The following is a 25476-nucleotide window of genomic DNA, read 5'->3' as shown; positions in this document are numbered from 1 at the left end:
AAGGCTAAATAATGAAAATAAGAAGTTACTTATTGGCTGGAATAAGCTGTTTAAGTTTTAATACCTATGCTGATTATAAGAAAACAGGGCATTGCCCCGTAGAGTTTTTTAATTCTACACATCTAACTAGAGGCGGGTCTTGTCTAAAACCTACAGAAACATATAATAGTGGTTATATCAGTAAAGTCATAATACCTTCACCTTATAAAATAACCTCCTCTCAAGGTAAAATCTTTGGGCCAGGGACGTATGACTTCAGTGGGGAGCCCTATAGAAATCATAGTTGGACAGTTGGCTTTAATGATAATGGGGACTCAAATGAAGAAGTTTGTTTGTACCGGGAAAATAACCAATTGGGTGCTAGGCGTTGTTTAAGCCAAAGTGTAGAGGATTTAGAATCATTAAGCTTTATCAACTCTACTTATTCAATATCTTTCCCGCCGGGAAAAGGGTATCAAGCTAAATTATATTCTGGAAAAAACTTCACAGGTAATGAGACTATTGTTTCAGTGAGTAAAAACATTAGGCTAAATGGTGAAGTTTCATCCATAAAAATACACACAGGACTAAATGCTTATAGTGACGTTGAAGATTATTACTTAGTTCCATTTCTAGATAAATATCGGAAAAGTCGCTTTGCGACTAATGATGATTTGAGCCTATCATTAATTGATGAAGGTATATCAACGTGGAAGCTTAATTTTATAGATAATGGTAACACAGTTTCATTTTTATCGGATAATGGTCAAGAGTTATGTTTACGTCCTAACCATGACATTACTGATCAAGAAAAAGCTTGCCAATGGTCTATTGAACTGGTTGAGCCTAATAACTTTAGATTAAGAAACGTCGATAGTGGCGACTATTTAAAATTGTCTAGCGACAGGAAACTTGTCGTTATGGGAAGTAACAATGGTGATCCAGTAGTTTGGAGCTTAAAAACAAAAGAAGATACCCTACCATATAAAGAAATAGTTAATAGTTATATTGAAGACTACATAACAACAGATCCTTCAAAACCATATATCCCTGAAGATAAAAAAACATGGTTATATGATCTGGATGGAAAGGACTATCAAACCAATCAGTTTGATTGGACGAGTAAAATATTAAACTATTATTCATATAATGGTAGTAGTAACCCTACTCTTGAAGATGACCAAATATCACCTTTTTATTTACATAATTTAGGTCGATACCCGTTTTCAGTAGATGAAAGTAATGCGTTCATGATACCAGATAATCGTCCTGAAAGTGGTTGGGAGCTGGTACAGCAAAATATGGGTTACTACTCTGACGGTGTAACTGTAGTTGAACAAAAGTCTTATGGATCGCCATACTTTATTTTATACAATAAATATACAAGTAAAATTAGAGTTATTGCACTATATGATATATTCCCTGGTCTGTATAACGGTGCAGCAATAAAACTAAGCCATAACGGTACTAATAATAGAGTTGCAACCAATTTGTTTTCACCGACATCACCTTCACACTTAAGCGAAGAGGCTAAGGCAACTGGTGTAACAGCGCTAGCTAAGCTTTATCCTGTTGATAATGTACAGTGGATTTATGCTGACTTTGATGTGGGCTATGATCCGTGTACTTCATGCTTTGACTCACTACTAAGTGTAACCATTACCCCAATAGCTAATGGTGATACTGTTTTAACAGGGGTAACCGCTAGTAATGCTGTACCAATTAGAGATAGTGAGGGGCAATTTAGCCAAGATTATTTCACTAGTTATTTGGATTCTGGAACAGGAGTAGATAATCAAGTTGGTAATATAACATTTGCTAGCTATGAAGCGCTTTATGATGAATTTAAAGATCAAGAAGATTATGCAACCGCGGTTTATAAAGAAAATACATGGTTGTCCACATCTGATTCCGCCACGGCATTGGATAAGCTGAGTCAAGGTTTTGGTGCTGCAAGCTCATTGAGCCCAGAACCTATTTCTTCTGCGCTTTTAGGTGGTGTCTCCAGTATTTTTGGTTTTGCAAATTTTAGTGTTCCTGCGCAAATAGAAGGATTTGATTTACCACCGCCGATGCCAACTGTTAATGTTGGTGAGCTAGCCCTCCGAGGTAATGTGAGTTTTGAAGGACAAGCTGACATCATGAACATTGCAATGCCAGGGGCTCAAAATACAAAATATGCAAGAGAAGTTAATCAAAGAGGTGGAGAAATGTACCCTAGTTATAATGAGGAGCTAGGCGTATTCTCTCTGATCGGCAATATTGAAATGGGTATATTCGAGTACAGTGATTCAACTCTAGCTAATAACCGTTACCTGTGTACAGATTCTTGTCGTATAACAAAAGTTTTTGATGATCTTTTTTATACAATTAACCCAGCTTCAGGTTGGACCGAAGATGATCTCGATGTATTTGTTGCGCTTGAACGATTTGTAAACGGGGAAAGAGTTAGCATAACGGAGTTTGTGCCAATCAAAAACTGGAAAAAATTAGCGATTGCGGATAAAGAACTTTACGTTGATAATGTAAGCTACAACTTAAAAGTAGTTGTATCTAGTGCGGGGCTAGTAGAATCATCTGAAAGATTACTAGATCCAACAGTGAACAATGCAAGGTTTTTTCAAAGCTATACTTATCCTGTAAAATTTCGACATCGTCTATCTGGACCTAATTATAAGCGGCCTGGAAGTGGAGTCGTATATAATCATAACAAACCTAGATTTATTCCTGCAAACGAACTTAAAGATACTTTTTGTCTAGAGGAAAGGTATAGAATAAAGGATACATCAATTTAATATATAGATAATCGTTTAATTAACGGGCATTTATATTAGTAAGTTTTTAATTTTTTGGCCTATATAAATTATATAGGCCAATTTTAAATTAGAACTTTATTTAATTAGCATCGAAATTTATTCAGCCTCAATGCGATGAAATTATTTTGTTTAGGAGAGTTGCTCTTTTTATCTTAGTCGATAAAGCTTGGTTTAGTTTTCAATCGAGGAAGATATTCATTACCAATACTCTGCTTTATCAAAAGCTTCTACGTTGCTTGAAGCGCCAGCAATAGGTTTTAGAGGCTCTTGAGTTAGGCGATTTTTCAAGCCAGCCATGTGGATAGTTTAGCTTATGTGGTGCTGCAAATTGATTGACTGTGACACGTTCAAAGCCTACGCAATCACTATAAAAGCGAGGATCTCCATAGGTAAACGTGAGTGATACGCATTGCTGAACTATCGCATCTAAACCAAACCTAATCAACTTCTGACTTACACCTTTACTTTGACTTTCTCGTATATTGGCAGATTATTATGTGCAACATCTTTTCTAAGCAACCTAAAGAAAATTATCAATTCATTGCTCGCTCTATCCGAATAGATGGCCATGCTACCAGCATTAAATTGGAAGCGAGCTTCTGGCAAGTTCTTGAAGAAATATCTGAGCAACAACAAATGAAGCTGCCCCATTTTATCAGTGCAATCTACAACGAAGCTTTGGCACACAACGGAGAAATTAACAATTTCACCTCATTGTTGCGTTGTGCTTGTTTAATTTATCTACGCCAGCCTAACGAAGTCATGGACATAGTCAAACGACGATTTACCTCAAGTAGCTAATTAATTTTACTGTCGTACTCTAGTACTACCAACGCTTCATTCCTTGCCTTTATTCTAGGTCTCAACTGAATAAGAGGTAGACATGACGAAACTTATCCACACTATGGTAAGGGTTAGCAACCTTACCGAATCCATCAACTTCTATCGTGCTGCACTGGAACTCGACATCAAAGACCAATATGTTTTTGATAATTTTACTTTAACTTACCTAGCTAACCCTCAAACAGGCTTTGAACTAGAGCTGACTTATAACCATAACCAATCTGAGCAGTACACTCATGGTAATGGTTATGGGCATATGGCCGTTAGTGTCGAAGATATTGAGCAAGCTCATCAGCGAATGATCGCATTAGATATCGAAGCTTCCGATATCGAAACGCTTGATCACAATCAAGCCCACCTCGCGACCTTCTTTTTTATTATCGATCCTGATGGATACAAGATCGAGTTTTTACAACGTCAAGGACGATACCTGTAATTATGACAGAGCGAGTAAACACAATGATTAATTTAACCGCGATATTTCACGCTAAAACTGGGAGAGAGCAGGCTCTGGAGTCTTTGTTGGTTGCGATGCTAACACCCACCCGAGAAGAAGCAGGTTGAAAACGTTATTGCTTATTTAAAGATAAAAGCAACCCAGTACTATTTATGTTTCAAGAGCAATTTTCTGACCAAAAAGCTTTCGATGAGCATTGTAAGTAACCCCATTTTACCGCTTTGCTAAAAAATACCGAAGGTGTACTAGTCTGCGAACCAGATATTACTTTTTACGAAGTTTTAGAAGTTTAGTTCTTTTCTCAATTACAAAAAACATTGAAGACCTCATTATGGCGAAATATATGAAGCATAAATGGGGCCTAACGTTAACTCTTTAAGTAGCATTCTGGCAAAAAATCATCTAGGCAGAAGCTACCTATAAAATTTTCATGCTAGGCTAAATATTAGAAATGTCCATAAAAATCAGAATCATGTTAATGGCAGGGGTGAGTATGTTATCCCTAGTACTTCTTAGTTTGTTTGCTTTGTATAAAACAAATGGCTTTATGATGTATCAGTTTAGAAGCGAACTTAAAGTTCTTACTGAAAGTGCTGTAGGTGTAGCTAAAGCGCTGGATAAGGAGGTGCAAGCGGGGAAATTCAGTCAGCCTGAAGCTATTAAAAAATTTGAGAATATTATTCATCAAATGCGCTATTACAGTGGTCAGGAGTTTTTTTATGGCATCGATTATGAAGGTAATTTTGTTGCTATGGGTGGGGCTCCTGAGTTAGTAGGAAGCAATACGATTGGTGTGCGAGACCCTGATACTGGTGCATTTCTTATCAAGGAGATGATTCAAATAGCACGAGAGTCTGGAGAGGTTTATCATTATCATAATTACCCTAAAGCAGGTGGAACTATTCCGGAGCCAAAAGTAGCCTATGCTATTGACTTTAAACCATGGAATATAATTATTGGTACAGGGCTTTATTTTGACCGTGTTGATCATGTATTTGAACAGTTTCTTATAGAAGTTATAGTTGTTATTCTGAGCTTTATAACAATCATTTCTGCACTAATGTTTGCCATAAGTAAAAATATTTTTTCTCGGCTAAATGGCTTTAAAGCGGCGATGAATGGTGTTGCTAGCGGTGATGCAGATCTGAAAGTCCGTTTGAAAGAAGATAGCAAAGACGAGTTTTCTGAGATAGCTGGCTCTTTTAATCGTTTTATGGATAGAATCCAAAACATTGTTAAAACAGTTCGAAATACATCAGAATCGATCTATACATTATCCTGCGAAATGTCTGTTTCGACACAAAATACAACAGAGATAATCCAGACTCAATTAAAAGAGATGGAGATGATATCCACCGCTATCAATGAAATGAGCAGTACCATTCACGGAGTTGCCAACAATGCTAATCTGACTCTATCCAAAACACATGATACTGCGACTATAGTAGATAAAGGCCGTAATACGGTAGTTGATACCATTGCTAGTGTGGTCACTCTTGGGGATGACATGGAAGTAACAGCAAAAAAGATCTGCGACTTAAAAGATAGTAGCGATAATATCGGCTCGATCCTTGAAGTGATTAAAGCTATAGCCGAACAAACCAACCTGCTTGCTCTCAATGCTGCAATAGAAGCCGCCAGAGCCGGTGAATTTGGCCGTGGATTTGCTGTGGTGGCCGATGAAGTTCGAAGTCTTGCCCACAGAACTCAAGAATCAACATCGGAAATTGAATCTATTATCGACTCGCTTCAATTAGCCTCAGCCGATGCCCACAATTCAATGGAGCTAAGTCGTCAAAAGGCGAATTTTGCAATTGAACTATCAGAACAGTCGGGCACAGTACTTGATGATATACAAACGAATACGATAAAAATAAGTGATATGAACACCCTAGTAGCTACAGCTACAGAAGAACAATCAGTCGTGGCAGAGGAGGTAAACCTTAATGTAACGGCTATCTATTCTAAGGGGCAGCTTGTAGCTGAAAATGCAAACCAGATGTTAAGTAACGTTGAACAAGTAAATTCAATGAACATCGAGCTTAAAACTGCACTTTCAAAATTTAAGGTTTAATAACTGGGCGTATTAGACTTTACTGTCCGCTTATTTCTCAGCAATGCACGGGGAAATATGATCGTAAAATCGACCGTTTAATTGGTTGAATAGCTTTATTTAATTTACCCCAATATATTATATCAATTAAGTAAACATATATTACTAAGGTTAACTATGCGTTTTCTAGACAGATTGCTATTAGCAGCAGTTATATTTTTCCCAATGCAAGCACTTGCAAACTATGGTTATTTAAATGGAAAGTTAGGTTCATCAATTTATAGTGACAAAGGGAGCACGTATAGTGCTGCAGTGCAGATGGGTACAGGATCATCGAATATATTTAGTGGTGGAATGGGGCTTTGGACACATGATTCGATAAAGGATGATGGAAACACTATATCTATTGATTCTTTGACTCTTAATCCAAGGTTCGAGTTGCCATTAGAAAGTGCCTATATTTACTTTGAGCCCGGTGCACATATTTCACAAGTCAGATCAACTGGAGATACATCCAATAAATATATTACTTCTATGGTTTGGGCTATTGGTGCTGAGTATAGAATATATAATAATCTAACTTTAGGGTTAAGCTATAATTATTTTGATGGTCTAGATTATAATAATAGAAATTACGACATACATAATATATCTTTGAGTTTTAGTCTAGTTAGTTACTAAGGGGATAGTTCTGATGTATTCACAAAAAGTTCTAATCTAAGCTTCTCGAGCAGAATTGCATATTTTGTAACTCCCATTAAAACCATAGAACGTTGGGGCAACCACTACAGGTTGTCCCTTACCTAGATGAGATAAAAATCGCAATAGATACTTATTTAGCCACCTCAATATTAATACCTTTCAGATCGAGGTGCCTGATGAGTGGCAGAAAACATTTGATCTCTTAGCGGGGAGCGTCAATAACCCTATAGTGCTGATTACGAAGGTGACACCGACTTGTAACCTACTCGGTTTTAATGGCACGGCACGTTAGAATTTTTCTGCTTTCGTATCTTGCTAAATACTCCCATGGCGTCTCAGTCTATGTTGCTTTTGGACAATTATCATTTTCGTTTTTTGAGTCAGCCGAGGAAAATTAAATTATATTTTGTATGGGGAATTCAATTTTAAGGGATAAATAATAGTGGTATACCATTCAGATTAAAAAGTTACCTAAGGGGAATCCTAGGTAACTTTGAATTTAATACGATTGAGAGGTAAACGCCTAGTTAAAACTCCCTTTTCTATATAGCTCCAAGCCTTTTTCCCCTATGATCAAAAAACGATGACTTTCAGTTGCCCATGGCCATTCAAGTTTGTCCAGTTGGCTAGAAACTACATCATCACATACCGCGAATTGACGATTTTGGTTATTCACGCGAAGGCTACTTTCCTTAAGTTGAAAAGCAACAATTGTGATTAACGCTCCATAGTTCTCACCCAGTTCACAAATCATATTCCTGAAATCTTTTCGGATATTGGTAGCATCCCAAACCACATTTCGTTTGTTTGCCAATGCATTTTTCAAACGAGTTTTGGCCAGCTGTAAAACTTGTCCTCGACTTTTTTGGCATTCACGCTTTCCATTCAGCTCTTTCCGAATTTCATCTAGGGAGATGACTTCAAAACCATCCAAGTTCTTCTCGATCCAAGTCGATTTGCCACTGCCGCTTATCCCGCACATTATGTATAAATGGCTATAGTTTTGGCATGGCTCATAGTTTTTCGCTATTGCCTCTTCAACAGTACTAATGTGCCCGTGTGATAGCTGCTTAATTGCATAACCATCTAAAAATACCTGTTCAGATCGGCAAGACTTTAGTTGTATGTTGCTTAGGTGATGTCCCGAAGGCTCATCGATACCCCAAAGTTCATAGTCCTCAGCAAACAATCGAAACTGCTCAAGTAAGTCAAGTTGCTTATCTAAGTCAATGCAAGTTCGGCCTCTCATATCAGCGAGTTCAAGCCAATATAAAAGCTCCAAATCAGCATTTAAAGATAAACGAAAATACTCACTGTAACCTTGGTCTTTTACCACCAAAAGCTTAGGGACTTGATGAAAACCTACCAACCCCATAATTTGCATTACAGATTTGTGGGCAAGTGGCAACTCAACTAAACGAGTTGCCAAATAGCTAGCACCTACTTCTTCATGCCTAGATGCTACAACTCGTTCAACACCTGCAATTTCTTTCCGACGAGTAGTAAGTGGTTTAGCAATATCATGAAGCAAGGCCGACAGTATGAGTACTTGCCTTTTTACTCCTTGAATATGAGTTGCCTCTGAAGATAGCAAGGCATATAACTCCTGTAGCACCATATCCGTATGAATAGCGACATTGCCTTCCGCGTGCCATTCCTTATCTTGCTCTGTATTTTCAAATTCATCTAACAACGGAAAGTAGCTCGCTAAAAAGGAAGTACACTCTTCGAAATCAGGCGAATGATCTAAGGCTAAGCTTTCTAACCATGTATTCAATTTGTTCATCTTAGCCTCCTTTAGTGTCTTTAAGTCCATTAGGTATCACTTCAGCATGCATCCAGTGTTGATCTGTTGCCACGTGATTGGTTCTCACCCATTTCGAAACGCACTGAGCAAATTCATTAAAATTAAAGCTGTCAGCAATTCGAACAACATAACCTTCTTGATGCTTGGTATCTAAAGCGATATTCCTAATTGTCTCTTCACACCACAGCCCCAGATATAGCTCTTTTGGTGTTACCAGCCCTAGCTGTTCGAAAAACTGTTTACTCTCTTCCCAACTTAAACATTCGTTTTTGTCATTCCATGCTGAAAAAGCCATGAAGTAACTCGTCAACTCGTCATAAGCAATTGAGTGTCTTGCATATAGATTTTCTCCACAAATGCGCCATCCAGTTGGAATTCGATATCCGATTTCGGCTTGTAATGCCTTAACCCAAGTTCTCGATGGGTGGAAGCGACTATCGATAGAACGAGCATGCACGTAATCTGAGTATAAAGTAGTGTTCTCGCCGTCCATTTTTTCCGTAACAACGACTATCTTGCCTTCAAAACAACTTAAATTACCTTGGTGTATATCATCATTTGTGGCACCCGGTGACCAAGGTAAATGTGGGGTGCGAGGGTATTTAATTCTCATGTTATAACTCCATCTCTATTTAATTCAACACTAAGCAACTTGCTTAACTGTCATCGAATAGGCACAGCAAGTCCTCCCACATTTTTGTCTATCGCGAGATTGCTAACATGCTGTGCTTTGATGGAATTACATCGTTCTACCCTCTAGTAAATTATTGGTTTTATAGTGCTGCTATTCCTAAATAGCCGCTAACCGATTGCTTCATAATTTCAATTAGTTCTTCATCCATGTACTGATACTCGTCTGAAATATCGAGCACATGAATATCTTTGTAGTCTAAAAGCCGAGTAAACTGAGCCTTTGAGCGATTTTTATGTTTTTGCTCCATCACAGAAATAGTGTCAGCCCACTGAATATCGTTGGCTGAGTATTAGTAGGCGCAATAAGGCTAACGTTTTCAGTAATCTTTGGACGGATTTGCCATAGTACCAATTCCTTTTTCTTTGCTACGAAAACAAGGATTTAAAACGAAAAACGTATTGGCAGGTCTTTTTACACGGATAAGAGACCGGGGCGTAGCTTTATCAGAAAGCTAATTCCTTAAAAAGAGAATTATTGGATAGCTTCCTGCTACTTATAGGACAAGACCTGCAAAGGGTAATAATGTATTTGTCATGATTTTTTACTCCTTTACAGTTAGTTGATGATTATGGTTTACCTGAATAATAGGCGGGCGAATAATAGTCAAACAATACTTACAAAGCAATAAATAATTGATAACTAAAAGCGAGGACTACCAAACTCTTATCTTACATCCCCACCAGTAAAGATAACTCGATTGTTCAAATAACACTCCATAGACGGCTACTACTTCATACGTAACAGTTATTAGATTGGATAGGGCAAAGGCTTTTCTGAGATAAAGAAAAGCCTGTATTGATGCTGCCAACGACTTGTTTATGCTGAGCGTCGTAGAGCTTCGGTTTTTAATTTTTTTCTCAATAGGTTAGAAAACACCATTGGAATTAGCGATATCACCGCCGCTGATAAGGGAATAAACCCTCATGGAGAAATCAAGAGCTTGGATTGAATCCCAGTGTTCAACAATTCTACCTTCTTCGATTCGCCAAGTGTCGATAATATTCATTCCTTTTTGATCGTTTCCTCTGTCTTCTCTATCTAACGTGGCATGAGAATGGAAGATCACGTAATCACCATCAACGTAAATGTGTTTTACGTCGTAAGCGTAATCAGGGTAATCCTCGACAAATTCTTCAAGGAAGCCAACTAAGCCAGTTACTTTGTCAGGTAAATTTCTATTATGTTGTACATAAGAACTGTCGTTGTAGTGCTCCAGAATGTAGTCGAAATTATGGTTGTTCATAAGGTTTTGCACAAAATCAGTAATTATTTCTGCATTGGCTAATTCTTGTTGTGTCCAACTTGTTTTTTTAAGTGATGGAAAATCAATCATCAACGTGTCTTTCGGTTGCGCATATAGCAGTGTGCTCGTGAATAGAAGAATCAATGAGGTCAGTACTTTAAACATAGGTGGCTCCAATTGTTTTTTGCTATTAAGGTATACATTGATAACCATAGTAATTAATAGTAACCTACAAAACAAGAAGGCACCGAATGCTTAGTTAGGCAGGTTTTGGTAACCGGTATCGAGATTATTGAGCTAAGAAGGAATGAAAAAGTGGCAGAAAAAGCAAAATCAGAGAGGCGTATTTTTCACAATACTGAAGACTGCCCAGTACGTAACGTTGTGGCGCAGATAGGTGATAAATGGTCGCTGCTTATTCTTTTTGCTCTAGTCGATGGTTCAGAGCGGTTTAATGCACTGAAATCAAGAATAGAAGGGATCTCTCAGCGTATGTTGACCCAAACTCTCCGAGATCTAGAGCGAGAAGGTTACGTAAATAGGACGGTATATCCTGAAGTGCCTGTACGAGTGGAATATGCTCTGACAGAAATGGGGAAAGATATCGTTAAGCCGTTGTATAAACTTGTCTGTTGGGCTGATGATCATCAAGAAGAGATCAAACAAGCTCGAAAAAAGTTTGACGAAAAAGGCTAGGATGACGACTTTCCAGACTGCTCAAAGGTAACAAGCATTGGGCACTTTTTGAGTTTAAAAGTGCCCAATGTGAAGGCTTTAGACAACACTTCGTTTCGTTTTCAATCGAGGACGATATGTGTTACCAATATTCTGGCTTATCAAAGGCTTCTACGCTGCTTGAAGCGCCAGCAATAGGTTTTAGAGGCTCTTGAGTTAGCGATTTTGCAAGCCAGCCATGTGGATAGCTTAGCTTATGTGGCGCTGCAAATTGATCGACGGTGACATGTTCAAAGCCGAGACGATCACCATAAAAGCGAGGATCTCCGTAGGTAAACATGAGTGATACGCCTTGCTGTGCCATTGCGTCTAAACCAAACTTAATCAACTTCTGACCCACACCTTTACCTTGGTAGTCTGTCTGCACAGCGACTGGAGCTAATAGGAATGCTTTTTTGTCTGATTCAAAGTTGAGGCGAGTAAAGTAAATAGCGCCAACCAGCACATTGTTATCCATTGCAGCAAATACGTAAATGTCTTTGCTGTCCGTTTGTTCGATTAGGTTTTTCGCAAGCTGACCAACTACTTTTCCTTCTTCTGGACCTTCAGAATCGCTAAATGTCATTGTGAAAAGTTGTTTTAGTATCTCTGCTTGCGGTTGCTCTAAATGCAGGAAGTTCATTTTTATTGCCCTGTGACTCAATGATGGAACGCAGTCTAAACTATAAAGTTATAGACAGGTCAACACTAATGGCCTTTGAGCAGACGCATTAGTTCGTTCTATGGCGGTGTATGTTACTTGACTATTTTACAGCGGCTCACTTCATCAGCAGTAAGCATATTGGAACCTGATTCTTTCAAACGAGGCTAAGGGTAAATTAGTTTTTATTGAATGAGTGACCGAAATGATCCGCAAGAAAATCTAAAAATACTCGTACCTTGCTCGATATGAGCTGACGGTTTTGGTAAATCGCGTAGGTACTGGTTTCATAGTTACATGGGCTAAAAGTAAATTCGGGAAGTAATTGCACTAACTTACCTGTGTTAAGCTCTTCTGTGATGGCCCATTGTGGAATCAAAGCGATACCACCACCGTTCAGTATCAATTGTTTTTGCCCGTTTACTGAATCCACTTCCATGTAATAAGACAGGTCGATTTTTTGCGGTTTGGTGTCTAATACAAACCAGTCGTGCCAACCCTTATAGCCGTACACTAAGCAGTCGTGTTCTGCCAACTCTTCAATACGTTGAGGGGGCTTTCTCTTTGCTAAATAGTTTGGGCTGGAACAAAGCACGAAGTTGTTTTGGACTAGTTTCTTGGCTATCAAATTAGAATCAGGCAGGCGGCCACTGCGGATCGCGATATCCACATTTTCTTCGATCAAATCGACCACTCTTTCTGTGATTTCAATTTCAATATTTATTTCGGGAAAATGAGCCCTAAAGATAGGAAGAAGAGGCAAGATCTTACTTTCTCCAAACGCGACAGTCGTGCTTATTTTGAGACTTCCTTTTGGTGAGTGGTGTAATGCGCTGACAGCTCGTTTCGCTTCATCAAATTCGGCGGTAATTCGTTTCGAATATTGATAGAACAACTGACCTGCTTCAGTGACACCAACGTTGCGTGTCGTTCGCTCTAATAGGCGCACATTGAGCTCTTGTTCCAATGCAGAGAGTTGTCTGGAAATAGAAGAAGGTTGAATATCAAAAATCCGACTAGCTTTGGAGATGCTGCCTTGTTCAACAACACAGTTGAAATAGGCAAGGCGAGTGAAAAGGCTCATATGAATTTCCCATTTAAACGATAGTTTTGGTTTATTTTCAGGTTTAATTGCCTGCTTAAACAGCGCTTATGCCCGCTATGGAAATGGTATTGATGTTTTTCCTGATGTTCAATTGAAGTTCAATTGCTTTTAAAGCAAAACTGAATTGCTTGTTGGCTGATTCAAACCTCTGATTGTTGTCTTTATGATTCCCAGCATGATGACTAACAACGAGCAACAATCATGAACACAATAAAAACAGCAACCATCGCAGCCTGCTTTTCAGTAACGGCGCAGCAGCTGATTGAAAAGTTAATTGCGAGCGGAACCCGCGTCGTGGCATTTGGACGCATTGGTGATGAGGTCAGAGCACAAAAACTGGAAGAAAAATACTCCGGCCATCTAACTGTTTTGCTGGGAGATCTTACCGATGAAAAGCAAAGCCAAGCTCTTGCTATCAAGGCATCAGAAGTTTTAGGTCATATCGATGCTCATTTTCATTGCTCTGGCATTTATACCTGGAGCCATTGGACTGATGTGGAGATCAGTAAGATGGTTGAATTGTGGAATGCGAACTTTATGACGGCATTTGTCTTCGGGAGGGAAGTGTTTAAATTAATGGAGGAACAAGGTGCAGGTTCACTAATGTTTGTTTCTGCGCGTGATACCGTGCGTAATATACCAGCAGGGTTTGGGCCTTACATGGCTTCAAAAATGGCATTGAACGCGTTAATTGAAAGCTTAGCGGCAGAGGGGGCACCCTCAAATATTCAAGTGAATGCGGTATTACCAACGATTGTTGATACTGAAGTGAATCGAAAAGCACTCCCTGATGCTGACCACACGACGTGGGTAGCGCCATCTGATCTAGCGGAGTTAATGATCGAATTGGCTCAACCAAATAAAGTGTATCTAAGTGGTTCCCTGATAACGGTGAACAATAAGATGCATTAACGCCCACACTCATGTTTTTAAGCGTGTTTGTATTCATAATAAGCTAACTCTTTCTTACGAAAGATGAGCCTGAGACCCAGAACTCAATCTAACTATCAGATAGAGAACTTTAGTTGCGGCTAAAGTTTGGGTCTCATTTTCCCCTTATTTGTTAGTTATTATTTATACCTAAAGTGTTCTTTCAAATTGCTCTTTACCGAATAAGCAAACAGGGCAACGCCAATCTTCGTCAACACAATCCCAAGGGGTTCCAGCTTTTATGCCCGATTTCGGGTCGCCAATCTCAGGGTTGTAAGCATAACCACACACTTTACAAACATGTACTTCCATTGTTTTACCTCTCATCTAGTTATTATTCTGGGGTACGCAGGTCTTTTTTCTGAGTACTTTCATGATTGCCCCTTGCTTCCACATACATACCCCGCTGATTGTCAATATGGGGATAGCTACCCACATGACAAAGCTAGAAAAGTTGGGATTTGAGCTCCATGGTGAATACACATATGTTCCTAATAGTGCAGCCATTATGAAGTGAATAAGTCTTGTTAGATGTCTAAATGTTAAGCTATTCATATTTTTACCTCCTATGTTGACGTTGTCTACATTTTTTACGCTATCCCAAAATGTTGACTCTGTCAACATAAGGTGAGAGCATGATCAGGAAGGTGAGTAACGAGGTGTAAAAGAAAAATGAGTAATAATAGTTATCACCACGGTGATCTAAAAAGTGAGTTGATGAAAGCAGCTACAGTAATACTGAGAAATGAAGGAATCGATAGTATTACTATGCGCGGTTTGTCCTCTGAGCTAAATGTCTCTAGAACTGCTCCTTATCGTCATTTTAAAGATAAGGAAGAGCTGTTATGTGCTATCGCGAAAGAAGGCTTTAGAAAATTTGGTGCAGTCATGGCTAAAACTTGGGAGCAAAATATAGAGCGACCAGCCGCTGAACGTTTTGCTGAGGTGGGGTACAGTTACATTAAATTCTCTAGTGAATATCCTGAATATTATAGTTTGATGTTTGGGAATCATTCTCTGCTAAAGCATTCAAACTCTCAACTGAAGGAAGAAGCTGACTCAACATTTAACTTTCTCAAAGACATGCTCTCTTACTGTCAAGATGAGGGGGTATTTGAAGTTGAAGATAAGGTTCTCCAAGCTCGCTTTGTATGGTGTGCGTTACATGGTTATTGCAGTATTATCACTACTAATACGAATGAGATAGCGGCTTCTATGCTAGATGATAGCCGTCTATTTTTAGATAAGATTATTTGTGGTCTAACAAAGAAATAAAAATTTGTTATTTCAGTGATATGGGGCTGGGTAAGTCAGGTAAGCGTCTAAGCTACAAGACTAATACAATGGCTGTAAACCTGTTGAAATGCCCCTAGATAGCACGAATCAGTTCAAGTTCAGCTTCTATCATTCAGTTTTCTGATAAAAATGAAGCAATGAGTAGTCAAATACCTAATTTTTGCTCTGTTAATGTGTCGTAACTCATAACTGGACAGAAGTTCGTTAGAGTTAATCGTCCAGAATCCTACTTTCAGATAACTTCTCGTACCCTAAACACCAGAACGGCACCACTTCTCAGGGGGCCGTTGATGAAAAGTTATGGACAGAAATGAGCTAGATTAATTTGTAATACTCGTCCTTTAGAAAATTCATTTCTTAATCATAACAAACTGTAAAGTAGCGACAATTGTGCAACCATGACCTATGCTCTTGTGCTCATTATTTACTCATCCAACCGCTCAAAAAACGCATGTGTTCTTTCACCGTAAGGCCCTAGCTCAGTAGGTACCTCAGTAAAGCTATCTACCTCATTCGCAACAATAACCTTCACTTCAACATTAGAAACTTTTTCACGAATATTATCAGTTACTTTCTTTATTTTTGCCTTGTATTCATCAACATCAATCTGATCTTGGCAGTATTGCTCACAGATAAGAAAAGCTATATCAGGGGACAACCTTTGAATTTCATCAATAAACGCAGTGACTTCGTTTGGATTGTCTATAAAGCTAGCTGCACTTAGTTTAACTTCTGCCGCAACAAATCTACCATCAATGACAGCAAGTAAGTCAATCTCATTATTCTCATTGCGTTCACGATTTTTAAATAGGTTAACTTCGGGTAAATAAAATGCCTGTGCACGACGAAAAATATCCATTAAATGATCGATAGCCCATAGTACGGTCAATCCATTTTGCTCTATAAGTGCGGAGGCTATAAATGGAGAAACTTTGTACTTCCATTCCATATCAATTGGCGTTTTATGCAGCTTCTTACAAATTGAGCAATTGTTATCCAGTTTGATTGTGTCTAGAGTCAATCCATTTTCATTACCGCAGTATGAGCAACGCCATCTGTACTCCTGAATTAATATGTTTTGATGAACTAAGTATTCGATGGTGTCTTTAAGGTTGTTTTTTAAATACTGTTTTGTTTTACCAACGTTTCCAAGTCTCATTTGATCAGTAATGTGTGCGAGGCTGACAGGAGTATTTTGATCAATTATTGATGTTAGCTTATTAAGAGAAAATGACGCTTTGTCATTGTCAATCGACTTTCTAACTATTTTTCGCCAGTAAGAATTAGCTAAGATGCCCGCATGAGATAGGTCACCGTTAAATAATGAGATAACACCACGGTGTTTTTGACCTTTGTCGGACAATTCTAAGTCATAGTATTTTTCAGTGACCAATTGTATACGCATATCACGTTCAAACCTCATCCTGTGGGTATGCTCTAGAACGAGACACCGCAATACTTCTTCTTCACTAGGTATGGACAAAGTAATAGTTAACTCATGTTGTGGTATTCCATTAAAAATTTGCTGTGGTGCATCAGGGATTACGGTAATGGAACCTTGTCTAGATACTTTCGCACGATTTTTAGTGAACGCTAATGTCACCTCAAGTCGTCTCGGTAGCTTCCAATCATTGAAACCACCTACCACTTGATAATTTTCTTTTGGTTTCTCTATATATAGGTTGGAGACACATTGCCCTATTTTAAAGTCATATAGGTCAGGCGTTAGATATTTAAAGTGCTCAACTTCATCTACTACAAACTTATTATCGCGCTCATAGACTTTTAGAGACCTTGTTTTTCCTGACTCAATACTATAATGACGACTGAAAGCTCGCTCACTCGGTAATGCAGGACTGTCGAAATTGCTTGGCACCGTAACATGACTATAAGTATAGTTTTGCAGTTGTTGGGCTAGTTGTTGGCAGTCCTCTTTGGTAATAGATAAGCTCCGTAGGCTTAAAGAATTAGGGCCATTGCCGTGTCCTTTGAAATTATGAGCATTAATGAACGTACCTAATGCTATTAAAAAGTTATCGTCATCAAGGTGAGATTTTGAAATACAGAGAGCGCTGAAATAATGTCGTTCGTTGTTTTCAGACAACAACCTGCTATTCCAAAAATTCAGCCTATCTGCTGCGGTATCACCAACAAATAAATTAAAGCTATTTGACCATTCATAATCATTTGGGTGATTAATTGTTGATGTATGAATGCCCGAAAGCGTTGAGAAAGTTTTGGCCTGTTTTTGGGCCAATTTACCCATAAGTTCAGCTAAGCTATGACAACGCTCATTACCAACATTGTTATATGTGGGCAGATCTTGTGCACAATAACAAACAGTGCCGAAAATATTCTGCCGCCCAAGATTAGCACCACCTCCTCCCTGAGATATACCAAAGTTATCTGGTAAGAATCGATATTCATCATTTTCATAGTGTTGCGTTATGTACATATTTGGCTGAGTTTCATTCGACCAACCTTGGTACTTCGCATAAGGGCTGTTAATCGTAGAAATTGCTCTAATAGGAACGAAGCCATAAGGCCAACTAGGAATGAATTGATTCCACCTCTCAACTTCACCATGAACCTCATGCTTTATCATTTCAATAGGTAGAGATTTCTTATTGATTATATTGACTTGTTCTGGTGTTAGATCTGCGTAGGAATAAACAAAATCCGCATCATATCGTTCTAGCCAATCTAAATATCTATCAGGTATGAAACCGTCATTACTGAAAGGGATTAATAAAGATTTAACACCACCCCAACGAGAGTATGCTTCGTCAAAAATGCCATCTAAAATCCAATGAGTGTTGTCATCAGCTAAAGGAACAATAAATGCAACTTTAACTGGACGATTTGAGTATCTTACATTGACGCTTTTTTTATTTTCCATTTAGCAAAACTTATCAAAACCATAGTCCTGTTAGCACTCTGCAATAGTGTTGAAGTTTGGTCAAATCGTTCATCATAAAAAGAAGTCGAAACGCTTTGCTAACAAGCTCTGGGGCAGAACCGATTTAGGGCAACCTATTAGGTCTAGTCACATTGGGAAACGAAACTGACAGTTTCCCTTGGTAGTGAGCCTAATCCAGTTAATGATGGCCCACAATGATCAGGCTTGGAGTCCATGCGTGGATCACTTCTACGTTGATCATCATGTCTATGCCATCTTTGTTATTAAGTGGCGCTAACAAGTCTATGGAAGAACTGATTTACTACATCTTAACTCTGCCTCTGAGGCTTTTGGTTTGTCCTCTTTGCGTTTTCTTATCCATTCGCCGCTTTTGAGAGCCTTTGGTTGGCTTTGTTGCACGGCGCGCTTTTTGTTGTATTGCTGAATCTTGAATTAACTTTTTCAGCCTTTCTAATGCATCTTCTCTGTTTTGCTCTTGGGTACGAAAGCTTTGTGCTTTGATGATGATCACCCCTTCTTTTGTGATCCGGCTATCGGACAGCTTTAATAATCGTTCTTTGTAGAAGGCTGGCAGCGTAGATCGTTTTATATCAAAGCGAAGGTGGATGGCGCTGGAAACTTTGTTCACGTTTTGCCCGCCAGCACCTTGTGCACGAATGGCGGTTAATTCGATTTCCCAATCGGCGAGTTGAACATTATTAGAGATGGTGATCATGACTATTTAGAGGGTGATGAGTGCGTTACCTACCAGTATATCAAAGAGCGCTTTTGAGGTAATTAATATCTTAATTTTATCTCTTAACTCTAACTATATCATGCGGTTATATTTACAGGGCTTATGGTTTTTATGCCTATCTTTTTTGTTTAAATGACAGGTTTCTTGACCTTATTACCTAGATTTTTAGTGAAATTTTATGCCCATGTTTTCATATAATATTCCACCTTGAAAACTCTGTAGTGGAATAAAAATGGGCGTAACAATAAGTGCGGATGGGTTAAGCGTTATTCATCAAGGCTCTGGTGGTGAGGCGGCGGCGACTTTGCCGGATGTGTGTTTAACCACAATGGGAAATTCAACGGTTGCTGTTGCTTACGGGAATAATGCGAAATCGGCAGACTTAGCCGATGGCTCTGCCACGGTAAAGGCTGATGGCGGGCAAAGCCTTGCGATTAAAGGGAGCTCATTTTCGAAAAGTAGTGGCGATGCTGGTGGCGATAAAAAGGGAGTGACTTCTGGCACGATTGAAGCAGAAGCTAAGTTTATTTCTGCGTCACCGACGGTAAAAATTGAAGGTAAAGGCGTGTGTCGTTTATCAGATCAAATGACCATGAATAAAGCCAATACCATGTGTTTAGGTGGGGCTCAAAACCCTTCTGTTTCCGTATCTAAAGATGAAGTAGGGACTTTTTCTTTTACGCTTCGGTGCCGTTACCCAAGTGAAGGGGAGCCGTTTAAGAATGCGGCGTACACGATTAAAGACGACAAAGGCAAGGCGCTAAGTTCGGGAGTTACTGATGACAAGGGAGAAGCTGTTGTATCGAATATGCCGCCAGGCACGACTTGCCATGTGGTGTACCAGGAGTCACAAGACCCATTTACACTGAAAGATAAGCGACTGCATAACCGCTACCGTAAGTCTTTTTTTGGCGATGATGATTTTTTTGAATGTGCGTTAGGGGGAAGTAATCTTTTTTGGCGAGCAGCAACATCCAGTGCTTCACAAGATCCATTTGATTTTGAAGTCGCTTTTATTCCAGTCTTGAAACTGCACATTTTAAGTTCTGTGACATTTAACGCCACAGAAGAAGTCGTTCAGGGCATTGTGAACAATTTACAGCTTCTGTCAGTGCAAGAGTCTCCATCTCTTTTATCTAAACTCACTGTTTTTGTGGGGATCTCTGTACTGCAAGATAAAGAAGGGGAGGTAATTGAGCTGTTAGCAAGCCTAACAAGAAAAGAGACGAAACATAACCTAATGGCGATGCTAAGACGCCTTGGTAGCGGAAATGTTGAGGAATATATTAAGGCGTTTAAGTGGGATGACATAAACCAACGCATAACAAAAGAGACTCTTGAGTTTATAGAGAAAGCGCTCGTGTCTATGCAGGTATTGCAACATTATGCCTCGGTGCATAAGGGATACACCGTATATGAAGAATCTTTTGCTAAGCAAATCGACCAACTTAAAGTAATGAAATCCAAGTTGACGGATTGGTATCAAGATGTGGTGAAGCATTTAAGTGAAAGGGTCGAGGATATCTTTTTTCAGGCTGGTGAAGTCTCGGTGGTGCTTCCTCATGCCCATTTTTCAGAAAGCCACGTATTAAATACGATTGTGAAGACAATGCGTTATGAACCAAATCTGTTTGTGGATGACGTTTCTGATTGGTCGAATAATTCAAGAAAACGGTATATTTTCCAAGTTGGCGAAAGGGGAGGCAGTAATTGGCAAGACTTTGAAAATTATGCCAAAGACTCGGTGAAGCATAATGGCATTCCTCGAGAAAACATTTTTACAGAATACCCAAAGGCGGATGTTAACGGGTACTATAATCAGCCAACTTCCAACAGTTTAGCCAAACTGGATAAATTTTGTCGTATCGATATTCCGGTTCATGGTAACAGCAGTGGCCCTATAGATGCTGGTAAGGCGATCACTGTTGCGGCTTTAACTAAAACGTTGATGGACGCTGGGCTAAAAGAAGTTGGGGTATTGAGGCTGGATTCTTGTAATGTTGGCGATGGCCCGTTTTTATTCTTATTGCAGAATCACTTCCGAGATAAGGGCATTAAAGTTGGGTATTTTGCTGCTCCTAATGGGTTGCTTAACATTACTCACTTACCACTGACTGATATTAGGCCGGTATGGAAATTACCGTTTATTGGGGACAGTTGGTCCGTGAGGAAAGGAACGTTGGACATCGCCTTTCCAGGAACGCGCTATGTGAGTTGAGCTGTTTTTCTCCTCTCATTACTTTGTAAGCTGAGGTTCGCCTTGGCTTTTTTATGGTTAACTTTTGGAGCGTGGTAACAAGTTTGAGCAGTAAGTTTGATCTGGTGTGCAACAATAAAATGCGAAAAGCGTAGTATGGATTTTATCGTAACTGGTGGATATGAAGCGGAGTGACATATTATGTTAATAAGCCATACCGAGCTAAGTTCAACCCAGCTAACAGACAAGCTACACCGTATTCTTGTTGGTACAAACTCGAATTTATCTTTCAATCGTAATGATTGGAGTGGCGAAGAAAAAGAAGTGGCTCAGCAGTTAGAAGAAACGTACCCCAATGGGATTGTGTTTTTGAACTTAACGGATCAAGAGCGGCTCATTGCTGTGACGATTTTTGCGCCAGTGGGGTACTCTGAATACGCTTTAGTTGAAGTGTCTCCCTCTTCTTTGTGCCGTAGAACGTTAAAAGAAAACTTTGATGGGCGGTGGGTGCTGCTTGATGAGCATGAGGCTAACCATAATTCTTGGCCTGTGGTGGCTTGTGAAATGTGAGGATATAGAAAAAGCAGTTGGATACTTTTTCTATATGTACACTCAGATAATGCCAATTTCTTTGCTTAGGTGACTCAGCAAATTATGCGCACTTTCGCCGGACATGTGATAGGGGTTAAAGTGAGTGTCTCCGGAATATTTCAGGTTGAGGTTTTTTGTAAAAGCGATATCTGGCACATACCCCATGCTCCACTCAGAGAACTCACGACTGGAAATCTCTTTATATTCTAACAGCATGAGGTTTTCATGCCTCTGATCGTTAAGAATTTGATGGTACGTTTGATTCACTTGTTCTCTAGGCCCTTCCAAGCATTGTAAAAAGTAGCTGCGATTGAAAAACAGCAGTCCCGTAATGTGGCGTGGGGCGTTGTTGTCTCTGGCAGAGATTAAAATATTTTGGATGTCTGCTTCCGTAAATCCGTCTGAAATGGTGCTGGTGTAAACTAAGCGTACTAAGTGCATTTCTACTCGTCCTTTTTAGTCGTTATAGAAAAACTATAGAAAGGATATTATGCATTGCAATGCTTATTTGGTGCTTACTCTACCGCTTGGTATTTAATGATTAATGACTGTTGAGTTCCATCTTGAATTAGTCGATCGAGTTCAGCTTGAAGTTTTTTAATGATGTTATCGTGTACTGATTTATTGCAAGCAAGCCCCATTTTGATAGAGAAAATATCAATGACTTTTTCGACAGGCCTGCCTTCGTACTGCATTGACAAGAATCTTGCTTCAGCCATTGCGACCATATCAACACGTTTGGCTTTCAGTTTTAAAATAGACTGATTGACGTCTTTTGCTTCGTCCAGTTGAGTAAACCCTTTATCCGCCAGATAGACACCACCCACATCTTGGCTTTGGACACCAATTCTGTATTGTTTTGCTTCCTCAAGTGTAGACAAATGGATGGGGTTGCCCTGCTCTTTCACTAATATAGAGGTATCGAGAAATAAAGGCTCTACCCACTTGAAAAGATTGGTTCTTTTCGGTGTGTTCGACGTGGTGAAAACACAGGTATTATCATTTGTTATTGCCGTATTGTAAGCTCTTGTCCAAGGGAGTACCGTCATCTGATATTCAACCCCAGCGAGTTCCATGATCAGTTCGACTTGTTCTGTCGCTATCCCTTTAATCTGTCCCGCTTCGGTGTAGCTGAGAGGTGCGTATTCTTCCGTATTAATATTTAATGGTTGAGCCAGAGTAGGTATGGAACAGAGAGTGAAGCAGATAACCAATGAAAATTTCATCAAACCTCCTTTGTCCTTCTGGTAGGTATAGTTAGAGCAAGGGGAATTTTCAATCTCTCATAGATGAGCATCATTGGTTGCCCCGTAATGTGGCGTGGGGCGTTAGTGTCTTGGCTTTCCTATTCGGTGTACGTAAAACTTGAACCTTGCAGCATAGGCGATAGGTGCTCCATGACGTAGTCTACAAATAAACGTAGCCGTGCTGGCATGTATTTGGTGGGAGCGTATTGCAGGGCAATTACTCCATGATAATTTCCTTTGATGGTCCAGTCATCGAGAACGGGCAGAACGCTACCATCCGCTAACGATTCTTTGATCACAAAGTCGAGAAAAATACCGATCCCAAGGCCATCTTTTACTCCATTTAAACGCATTTGTGAGTGGTTAACGGCATAGCGACCTGTCACTTTTACAGTGTGAGTTTCTTCTCCTTTTTCTAGATTCCAAATGTGATCGGTACTGGTCTCACCTAAGTACAAACAATCGTGATCCAGTAAGTCGGTTGGTACTTTAGGTGTGCCACGGCGTTTTAGGTAGTCAGGGCTGGCACACAACGCAAGGTTTACTTTCCCTACTTCTTTCATTACCAAGCCTTCTGTCGGTGTTTCCGTTAGGTTAAATACCACGTCAATACCTTCGGAAATAATGTCGATATCGCCATCTGTGGCTTTTAGTTTTAATTCAATGTTGGGGTATTGGTTTAAAAAAGGCGTCACGATAGGTTGCAAGACAATACTTAAAAACGCTTTTGGAGCCGCAACGGTTAATGAACCCACGGCTTCGGTGTGCTCGGAGTTCGATATATCGACAGCTTGCTGGGCCGCATTCACCATGGTGACACATTGGTCGTAAATTTGCGTACCGGCTTCGGTAATGATCAGTTTCCGTGTGGTGCGTTCGAATAATTTTACCGACAGAGCGTGCTCTAATCGTGTGATGAGCTTGCTTAAGGCCGATGGGGTGACCCCCAGTTTTTTTGCCGCGCCAGTAAAGCTCCCTTCGTTCACGACTAAGATAAAAGTGGCTAGATCGGGTAATAGGGCTATCAGTTTATTTGTGACCATGATTCATTAATGTTTTTCCAAGTAAGGGGATAATAGTCGTAATCGTGATCAATTAGAATCACTGAAAAAGGTCTTCTTGCATGAATATGGCCCCTAAGTGCGCTTTTGCGCAGGGTTTCATCAATAAGAGCATTACCTAGAACAATAACGATAGGGAAACATTATGTCTTCTGCATTCTACGAGCAAATTAGTCAGCAAATCGAAGAAGTAAAAAGTGAAGGTTTGTACAAATCTGAGCGTGTTATCACCTCTGCGCAAAAAGCGGCAGTATCGATTTCAACAGGTGAAGAGGTATTAAACTTCTGTGCAAACAACTACCTTGGTCTTGCGAACCACCCAGAGTTGATTGAAGCAGCAAAAGGTGGCATGGATGAGCACGGTTTTGGTATGGCTTCAGTACGCTTCATTTGTGGTACTCAAGACTCTCACAAAGTGCTAGAGCAAAAATTATCTACGTTCCTAGGTAAAGAAGACACAATCCTATACACGTCGTGCTTTGATGCGAACGCTGGCCTATTCGAAACCATTCTAGGCAAAGAAGATGCAATCATTTCAGACGCACTAAACCACGCTTCAATCATCGATGGTGTTCGTCTGTGTAAAGCGATGCGCTTCCGTTACGCGAACAACAACATGGAAGAGCTAGAGCAGCAACTGATCGCGGCTAAAGAAGCGGGCGCTCGTCACACGCTTATCGTTACTGATGGTGTGTTCTCAATGGACGGTGTTGTTGCGAACCTTCCAGCTATTTGTGACTTAGCAGATAAGTACGATGCACTAGTGATGGTTGATGATTCTCACGCAGTGGGCTTCATGGGCGAAAACGGTGCAGGTACGCACGAGTTCCACAATGTTGTTGATCGTATCGACATCATCACAGGTACGCTAGGTAAAGCAATGGGTGGCGCTTCAGGCGGTTACACATCTGGTAAGAAAGAAGTGATTGACTGGTTACGTCAGCGTTCTCGTCCATACCTATTCTCTAACTCTGTTGCACCAGCAATTGTATCGGCATCTATCCGCGTTCTGGATCTTCTGGCTGAATCTGGTGACCTACGTACGCAACTTTGGGAAAACTCGGCACATTTCCGTACTCGTATGGAAGCGGCTGGTTTTACTATGGGCGGCGCTGATCACGCTATTATCCCTATCATGCTTGGTGATGCAAAAGTAGCGGCTGAATTTGCAGAGCGTGCACTTGAAAAAGGCATCTACGTTGTTGGTTTCTCTTTCCCTGTTGTGCCAAAAGGCCAAGCTCGTATCCGTACGCAAATGTCAGCGGCACACTCGCGTGAGCAACTAGATCGTGCGATTGACGCGTTCATCGAAGTGGGTAAAGAAATGAAGCTAATCTAAGCTTTGTTCATCGAAAAAGTTTAAGGCGAAAGGGCTGTGGCTCTTTCCCTTAATGTTGTCTATTTCGAATACAGATTAGCGCGTA

22 protein-coding genes and 1 pseudogene are annotated in these 25476 nt (G+C 39.9%); 12 read left to right on the top strand and 11 right to left on the bottom strand.

Annotation, left to right across the window (positions count from 1 at the left end):
* Nucleotides 1-11: 11 nt before the first annotated feature.
* The 6 genes and pseudogenes from MHO82_RS15640 (at nt 12) to MHO82_RS15615 (ending at nt 6829) form a co-directional block, all read left to right on the top strand.
* A complete protein-coding gene (locus tag MHO82_RS15640) occupies nt 12-2774 on the top strand; it encodes a hypothetical protein (protein ID WP_239185103.1) in 2763 nt (920 codons plus the stop codon).
* Between the two features lie 516 nt (nt 2775-3290).
* On the top strand, nt 3291-3596 hold the full coding sequence (locus MHO82_RS15635) for a ribbon-helix-helix domain-containing protein (RefSeq protein ID WP_239185101.1): 306 nt from the start codon (nt 3291-3293) through the stop codon (nt 3594-3596).
* Between the two features lie 82 nt (nt 3597-3678).
* Nucleotides 3679-4074, top strand: a complete 396-nt coding sequence (locus tag MHO82_RS15630; protein WP_239185099.1) for a VOC family protein — start codon at nt 3679-3681, stop codon at nt 4072-4074.
* 23 nt (nt 4075-4097) lie between these two features.
* Nucleotides 4098-4388: pseudogene (locus MHO82_RS15625) on the top strand (putative quinol monooxygenase).
* Between the two features lie 200 nt (nt 4389-4588).
* Nucleotides 4589-6169: a methyl-accepting chemotaxis protein gene (locus MHO82_RS15620; protein ID WP_239185097.1), complete on the top strand. Its 1581-nt coding sequence runs from the start codon at nt 4589-4591 to the stop codon at nt 6167-6169.
* Nucleotides 6170-6325: 156 nt separating this feature from the next.
* Complete coding sequence (locus tag MHO82_RS15615) at nt 6326-6829, top strand: outer membrane beta-barrel protein (RefSeq protein WP_239185095.1); 504 nt, start codon at nt 6326-6328, stop codon at nt 6827-6829.
* 544 nt (nt 6830-7373) lie between these two features.
* Here MHO82_RS15615 and MHO82_RS15610 read toward each other — a convergent pair.
* From MHO82_RS15610 to MHO82_RS15600, 3 genes are all read right to left on the bottom strand, one after another.
* Nucleotides 7374-8636, bottom strand: coding sequence for an AAA family ATPase (locus MHO82_RS15610; protein ID WP_239185093.1), 1263 nt, complete (start codon nt 8634-8636; stop codon nt 7374-7376).
* 1 nt (nt 8637) lies between these two features.
* Complete coding sequence (locus MHO82_RS15605) at nt 8638-9270, bottom strand: RNA ligase family protein (RefSeq protein ID WP_239185091.1); 633 nt, start codon at nt 9268-9270, stop codon at nt 8638-8640.
* A 946-nt stretch (nt 9271-10216) separates the two neighbouring features.
* Nucleotides 10217-10759, bottom strand: coding sequence for a nuclear transport factor 2 family protein (locus MHO82_RS15600; RefSeq protein ID WP_239185089.1), 543 nt, complete (start codon nt 10757-10759; stop codon nt 10217-10219).
* Between the two features lie 150 nt (nt 10760-10909).
* On the opposite strand from MHO82_RS15600, the gene MHO82_RS15595 reads away from it, so the two are divergent.
* The gene (locus MHO82_RS15595) at nt 10910-11290 is read left to right on the top strand and encodes a helix-turn-helix domain-containing protein (RefSeq protein WP_239185087.1); all 381 of its coding nucleotides are present in this window, start codon (nt 10910-10912) and stop codon (nt 11288-11290) included.
* A 121-nt stretch (nt 11291-11411) separates the two neighbouring features.
* Here the strand turns inward: MHO82_RS15595 and MHO82_RS15590 are convergent, their stop codons facing one another.
* Together MHO82_RS15590 and MHO82_RS15585 are read right to left on the bottom strand one after the other, a co-directional pair.
* Complete coding sequence (locus MHO82_RS15590) at nt 11412-11951, bottom strand: N-acetyltransferase (protein ID WP_239185085.1); 540 nt, start codon at nt 11949-11951, stop codon at nt 11412-11414.
* 196 nt (nt 11952-12147) lie between these two features.
* Nucleotides 12148-13053: a LysR family transcriptional regulator gene (locus MHO82_RS15585; protein WP_239185083.1), complete on the bottom strand. Its 906-nt coding sequence runs from the start codon at nt 13051-13053 to the stop codon at nt 12148-12150.
* A gap of 222 nt (nt 13054-13275) precedes the next feature.
* Between MHO82_RS15585 and MHO82_RS15580 the strand changes: the two genes are divergently transcribed.
* Complete coding sequence (locus MHO82_RS15580; RefSeq protein WP_239185081.1) at nt 13276-13986, top strand: SDR family oxidoreductase; 711 nt, start codon at nt 13276-13278, stop codon at nt 13984-13986.
* A gap of 168 nt (nt 13987-14154) precedes the next feature.
* Here MHO82_RS15580 and MHO82_RS15575 read toward each other — a convergent pair whose 3' ends face one another.
* A complete protein-coding gene (locus tag MHO82_RS15575) occupies nt 14155-14316 on the bottom strand; it encodes a rubredoxin (RefSeq protein WP_239185079.1) in 162 nt (53 codons plus the stop codon).
* A 360-nt stretch (nt 14317-14676) separates the two neighbouring features.
* Here MHO82_RS15575 and MHO82_RS15570 point away from each other — a divergent pair, with 360 nt between their 5' ends.
* The gene (locus MHO82_RS15570) at nt 14677-15279 is read left to right on the top strand and encodes a TetR/AcrR family transcriptional regulator (protein WP_239185077.1); all 603 of its coding nucleotides are present in this window, start codon (nt 14677-14679) and stop codon (nt 15277-15279) included.
* Between the two features lie 445 nt (nt 15280-15724).
* Here MHO82_RS15570 and MHO82_RS15565 read toward each other — a convergent pair whose 3' ends face one another.
* Together MHO82_RS15565 and arfB are read right to left on the bottom strand one after the other, a co-directional pair.
* Entirely contained in the window at nt 15725-18199 is a 2475-nt protein-coding gene (locus MHO82_RS15565) for a hypothetical protein (RefSeq protein ID WP_239185075.1), read from the bottom strand.
* A 322-nt stretch (nt 18200-18521) separates the two neighbouring features.
* The gene (gene arfB / locus MHO82_RS15560) at nt 18522-18935 is read right to left on the bottom strand and encodes an alternative ribosome rescue aminoacyl-tRNA hydrolase ArfB (RefSeq protein WP_239185073.1); all 414 of its coding nucleotides are present in this window, start codon (nt 18933-18935) and stop codon (nt 18522-18524) included.
* 253 nt (nt 18936-19188) lie between these two features.
* Between arfB and MHO82_RS15555 the strand changes: the two genes are divergently transcribed.
* Together MHO82_RS15555 and MHO82_RS15550 are read left to right on the top strand one after the other, a co-directional pair.
* Nucleotides 19189-21174 (top strand): PAAR-like domain-containing protein, encoded by a 1986-nt coding sequence (locus tag MHO82_RS15555; protein ID WP_239185071.1) that lies wholly within the window; start codon nt 19189-19191, stop codon nt 21172-21174.
* Between the two features lie 180 nt (nt 21175-21354).
* Nucleotides 21355-21723 (top strand): hypothetical protein, encoded by a 369-nt coding sequence (locus MHO82_RS15550; protein WP_239185069.1) that lies wholly within the window; start codon nt 21355-21357, stop codon nt 21721-21723.
* A gap of 42 nt (nt 21724-21765) precedes the next feature.
* Here MHO82_RS15550 and MHO82_RS15545 read toward each other — a convergent pair whose 3' ends face one another.
* The 3 genes from MHO82_RS15545 to MHO82_RS15535 form a co-directional block, all read right to left on the bottom strand.
* On the bottom strand, nt 21766-22185 hold the full coding sequence (locus MHO82_RS15545; protein ID WP_239185067.1) for a BLUF domain-containing protein: 420 nt from the start codon (nt 22183-22185) through the stop codon (nt 21766-21768).
* Nucleotides 22186-22259: 74 nt separating this feature from the next.
* A complete protein-coding gene (locus tag MHO82_RS15540; RefSeq protein ID WP_239185065.1) occupies nt 22260-22970 on the bottom strand; it encodes a transporter substrate-binding domain-containing protein in 711 nt (236 codons plus the stop codon).
* Between the two features lie 119 nt (nt 22971-23089).
* On the bottom strand, nt 23090-24034 hold the full coding sequence (locus MHO82_RS15535) for a LysR family transcriptional regulator (RefSeq protein WP_239185063.1): 945 nt from the start codon (nt 24032-24034) through the stop codon (nt 23090-23092).
* A 163-nt stretch (nt 24035-24197) separates the two neighbouring features.
* On the opposite strand from MHO82_RS15535, the gene MHO82_RS15530 reads away from it, so the two are divergent.
* Nucleotides 24198-25391: a glycine C-acetyltransferase gene (locus MHO82_RS15530; RefSeq protein WP_239185061.1), complete on the top strand. Its 1194-nt coding sequence runs from the start codon at nt 24198-24200 to the stop codon at nt 25389-25391.
* The last annotated feature ends 85 nt before the right edge of the window (nt 25392-25476 follow it).

The organism is Vibrio sp. Of7-15 (genome assembly GCF_022347565.1).
Taxonomy (GTDB): Bacteria; Pseudomonadota; Gammaproteobacteria; order Enterobacterales; family Vibrionaceae; genus NORP241.
The sequence above is the reverse complement of the archived record's forward strand: the minus strand, read 5'-3'. Positions and strand labels throughout refer to the sequence as shown.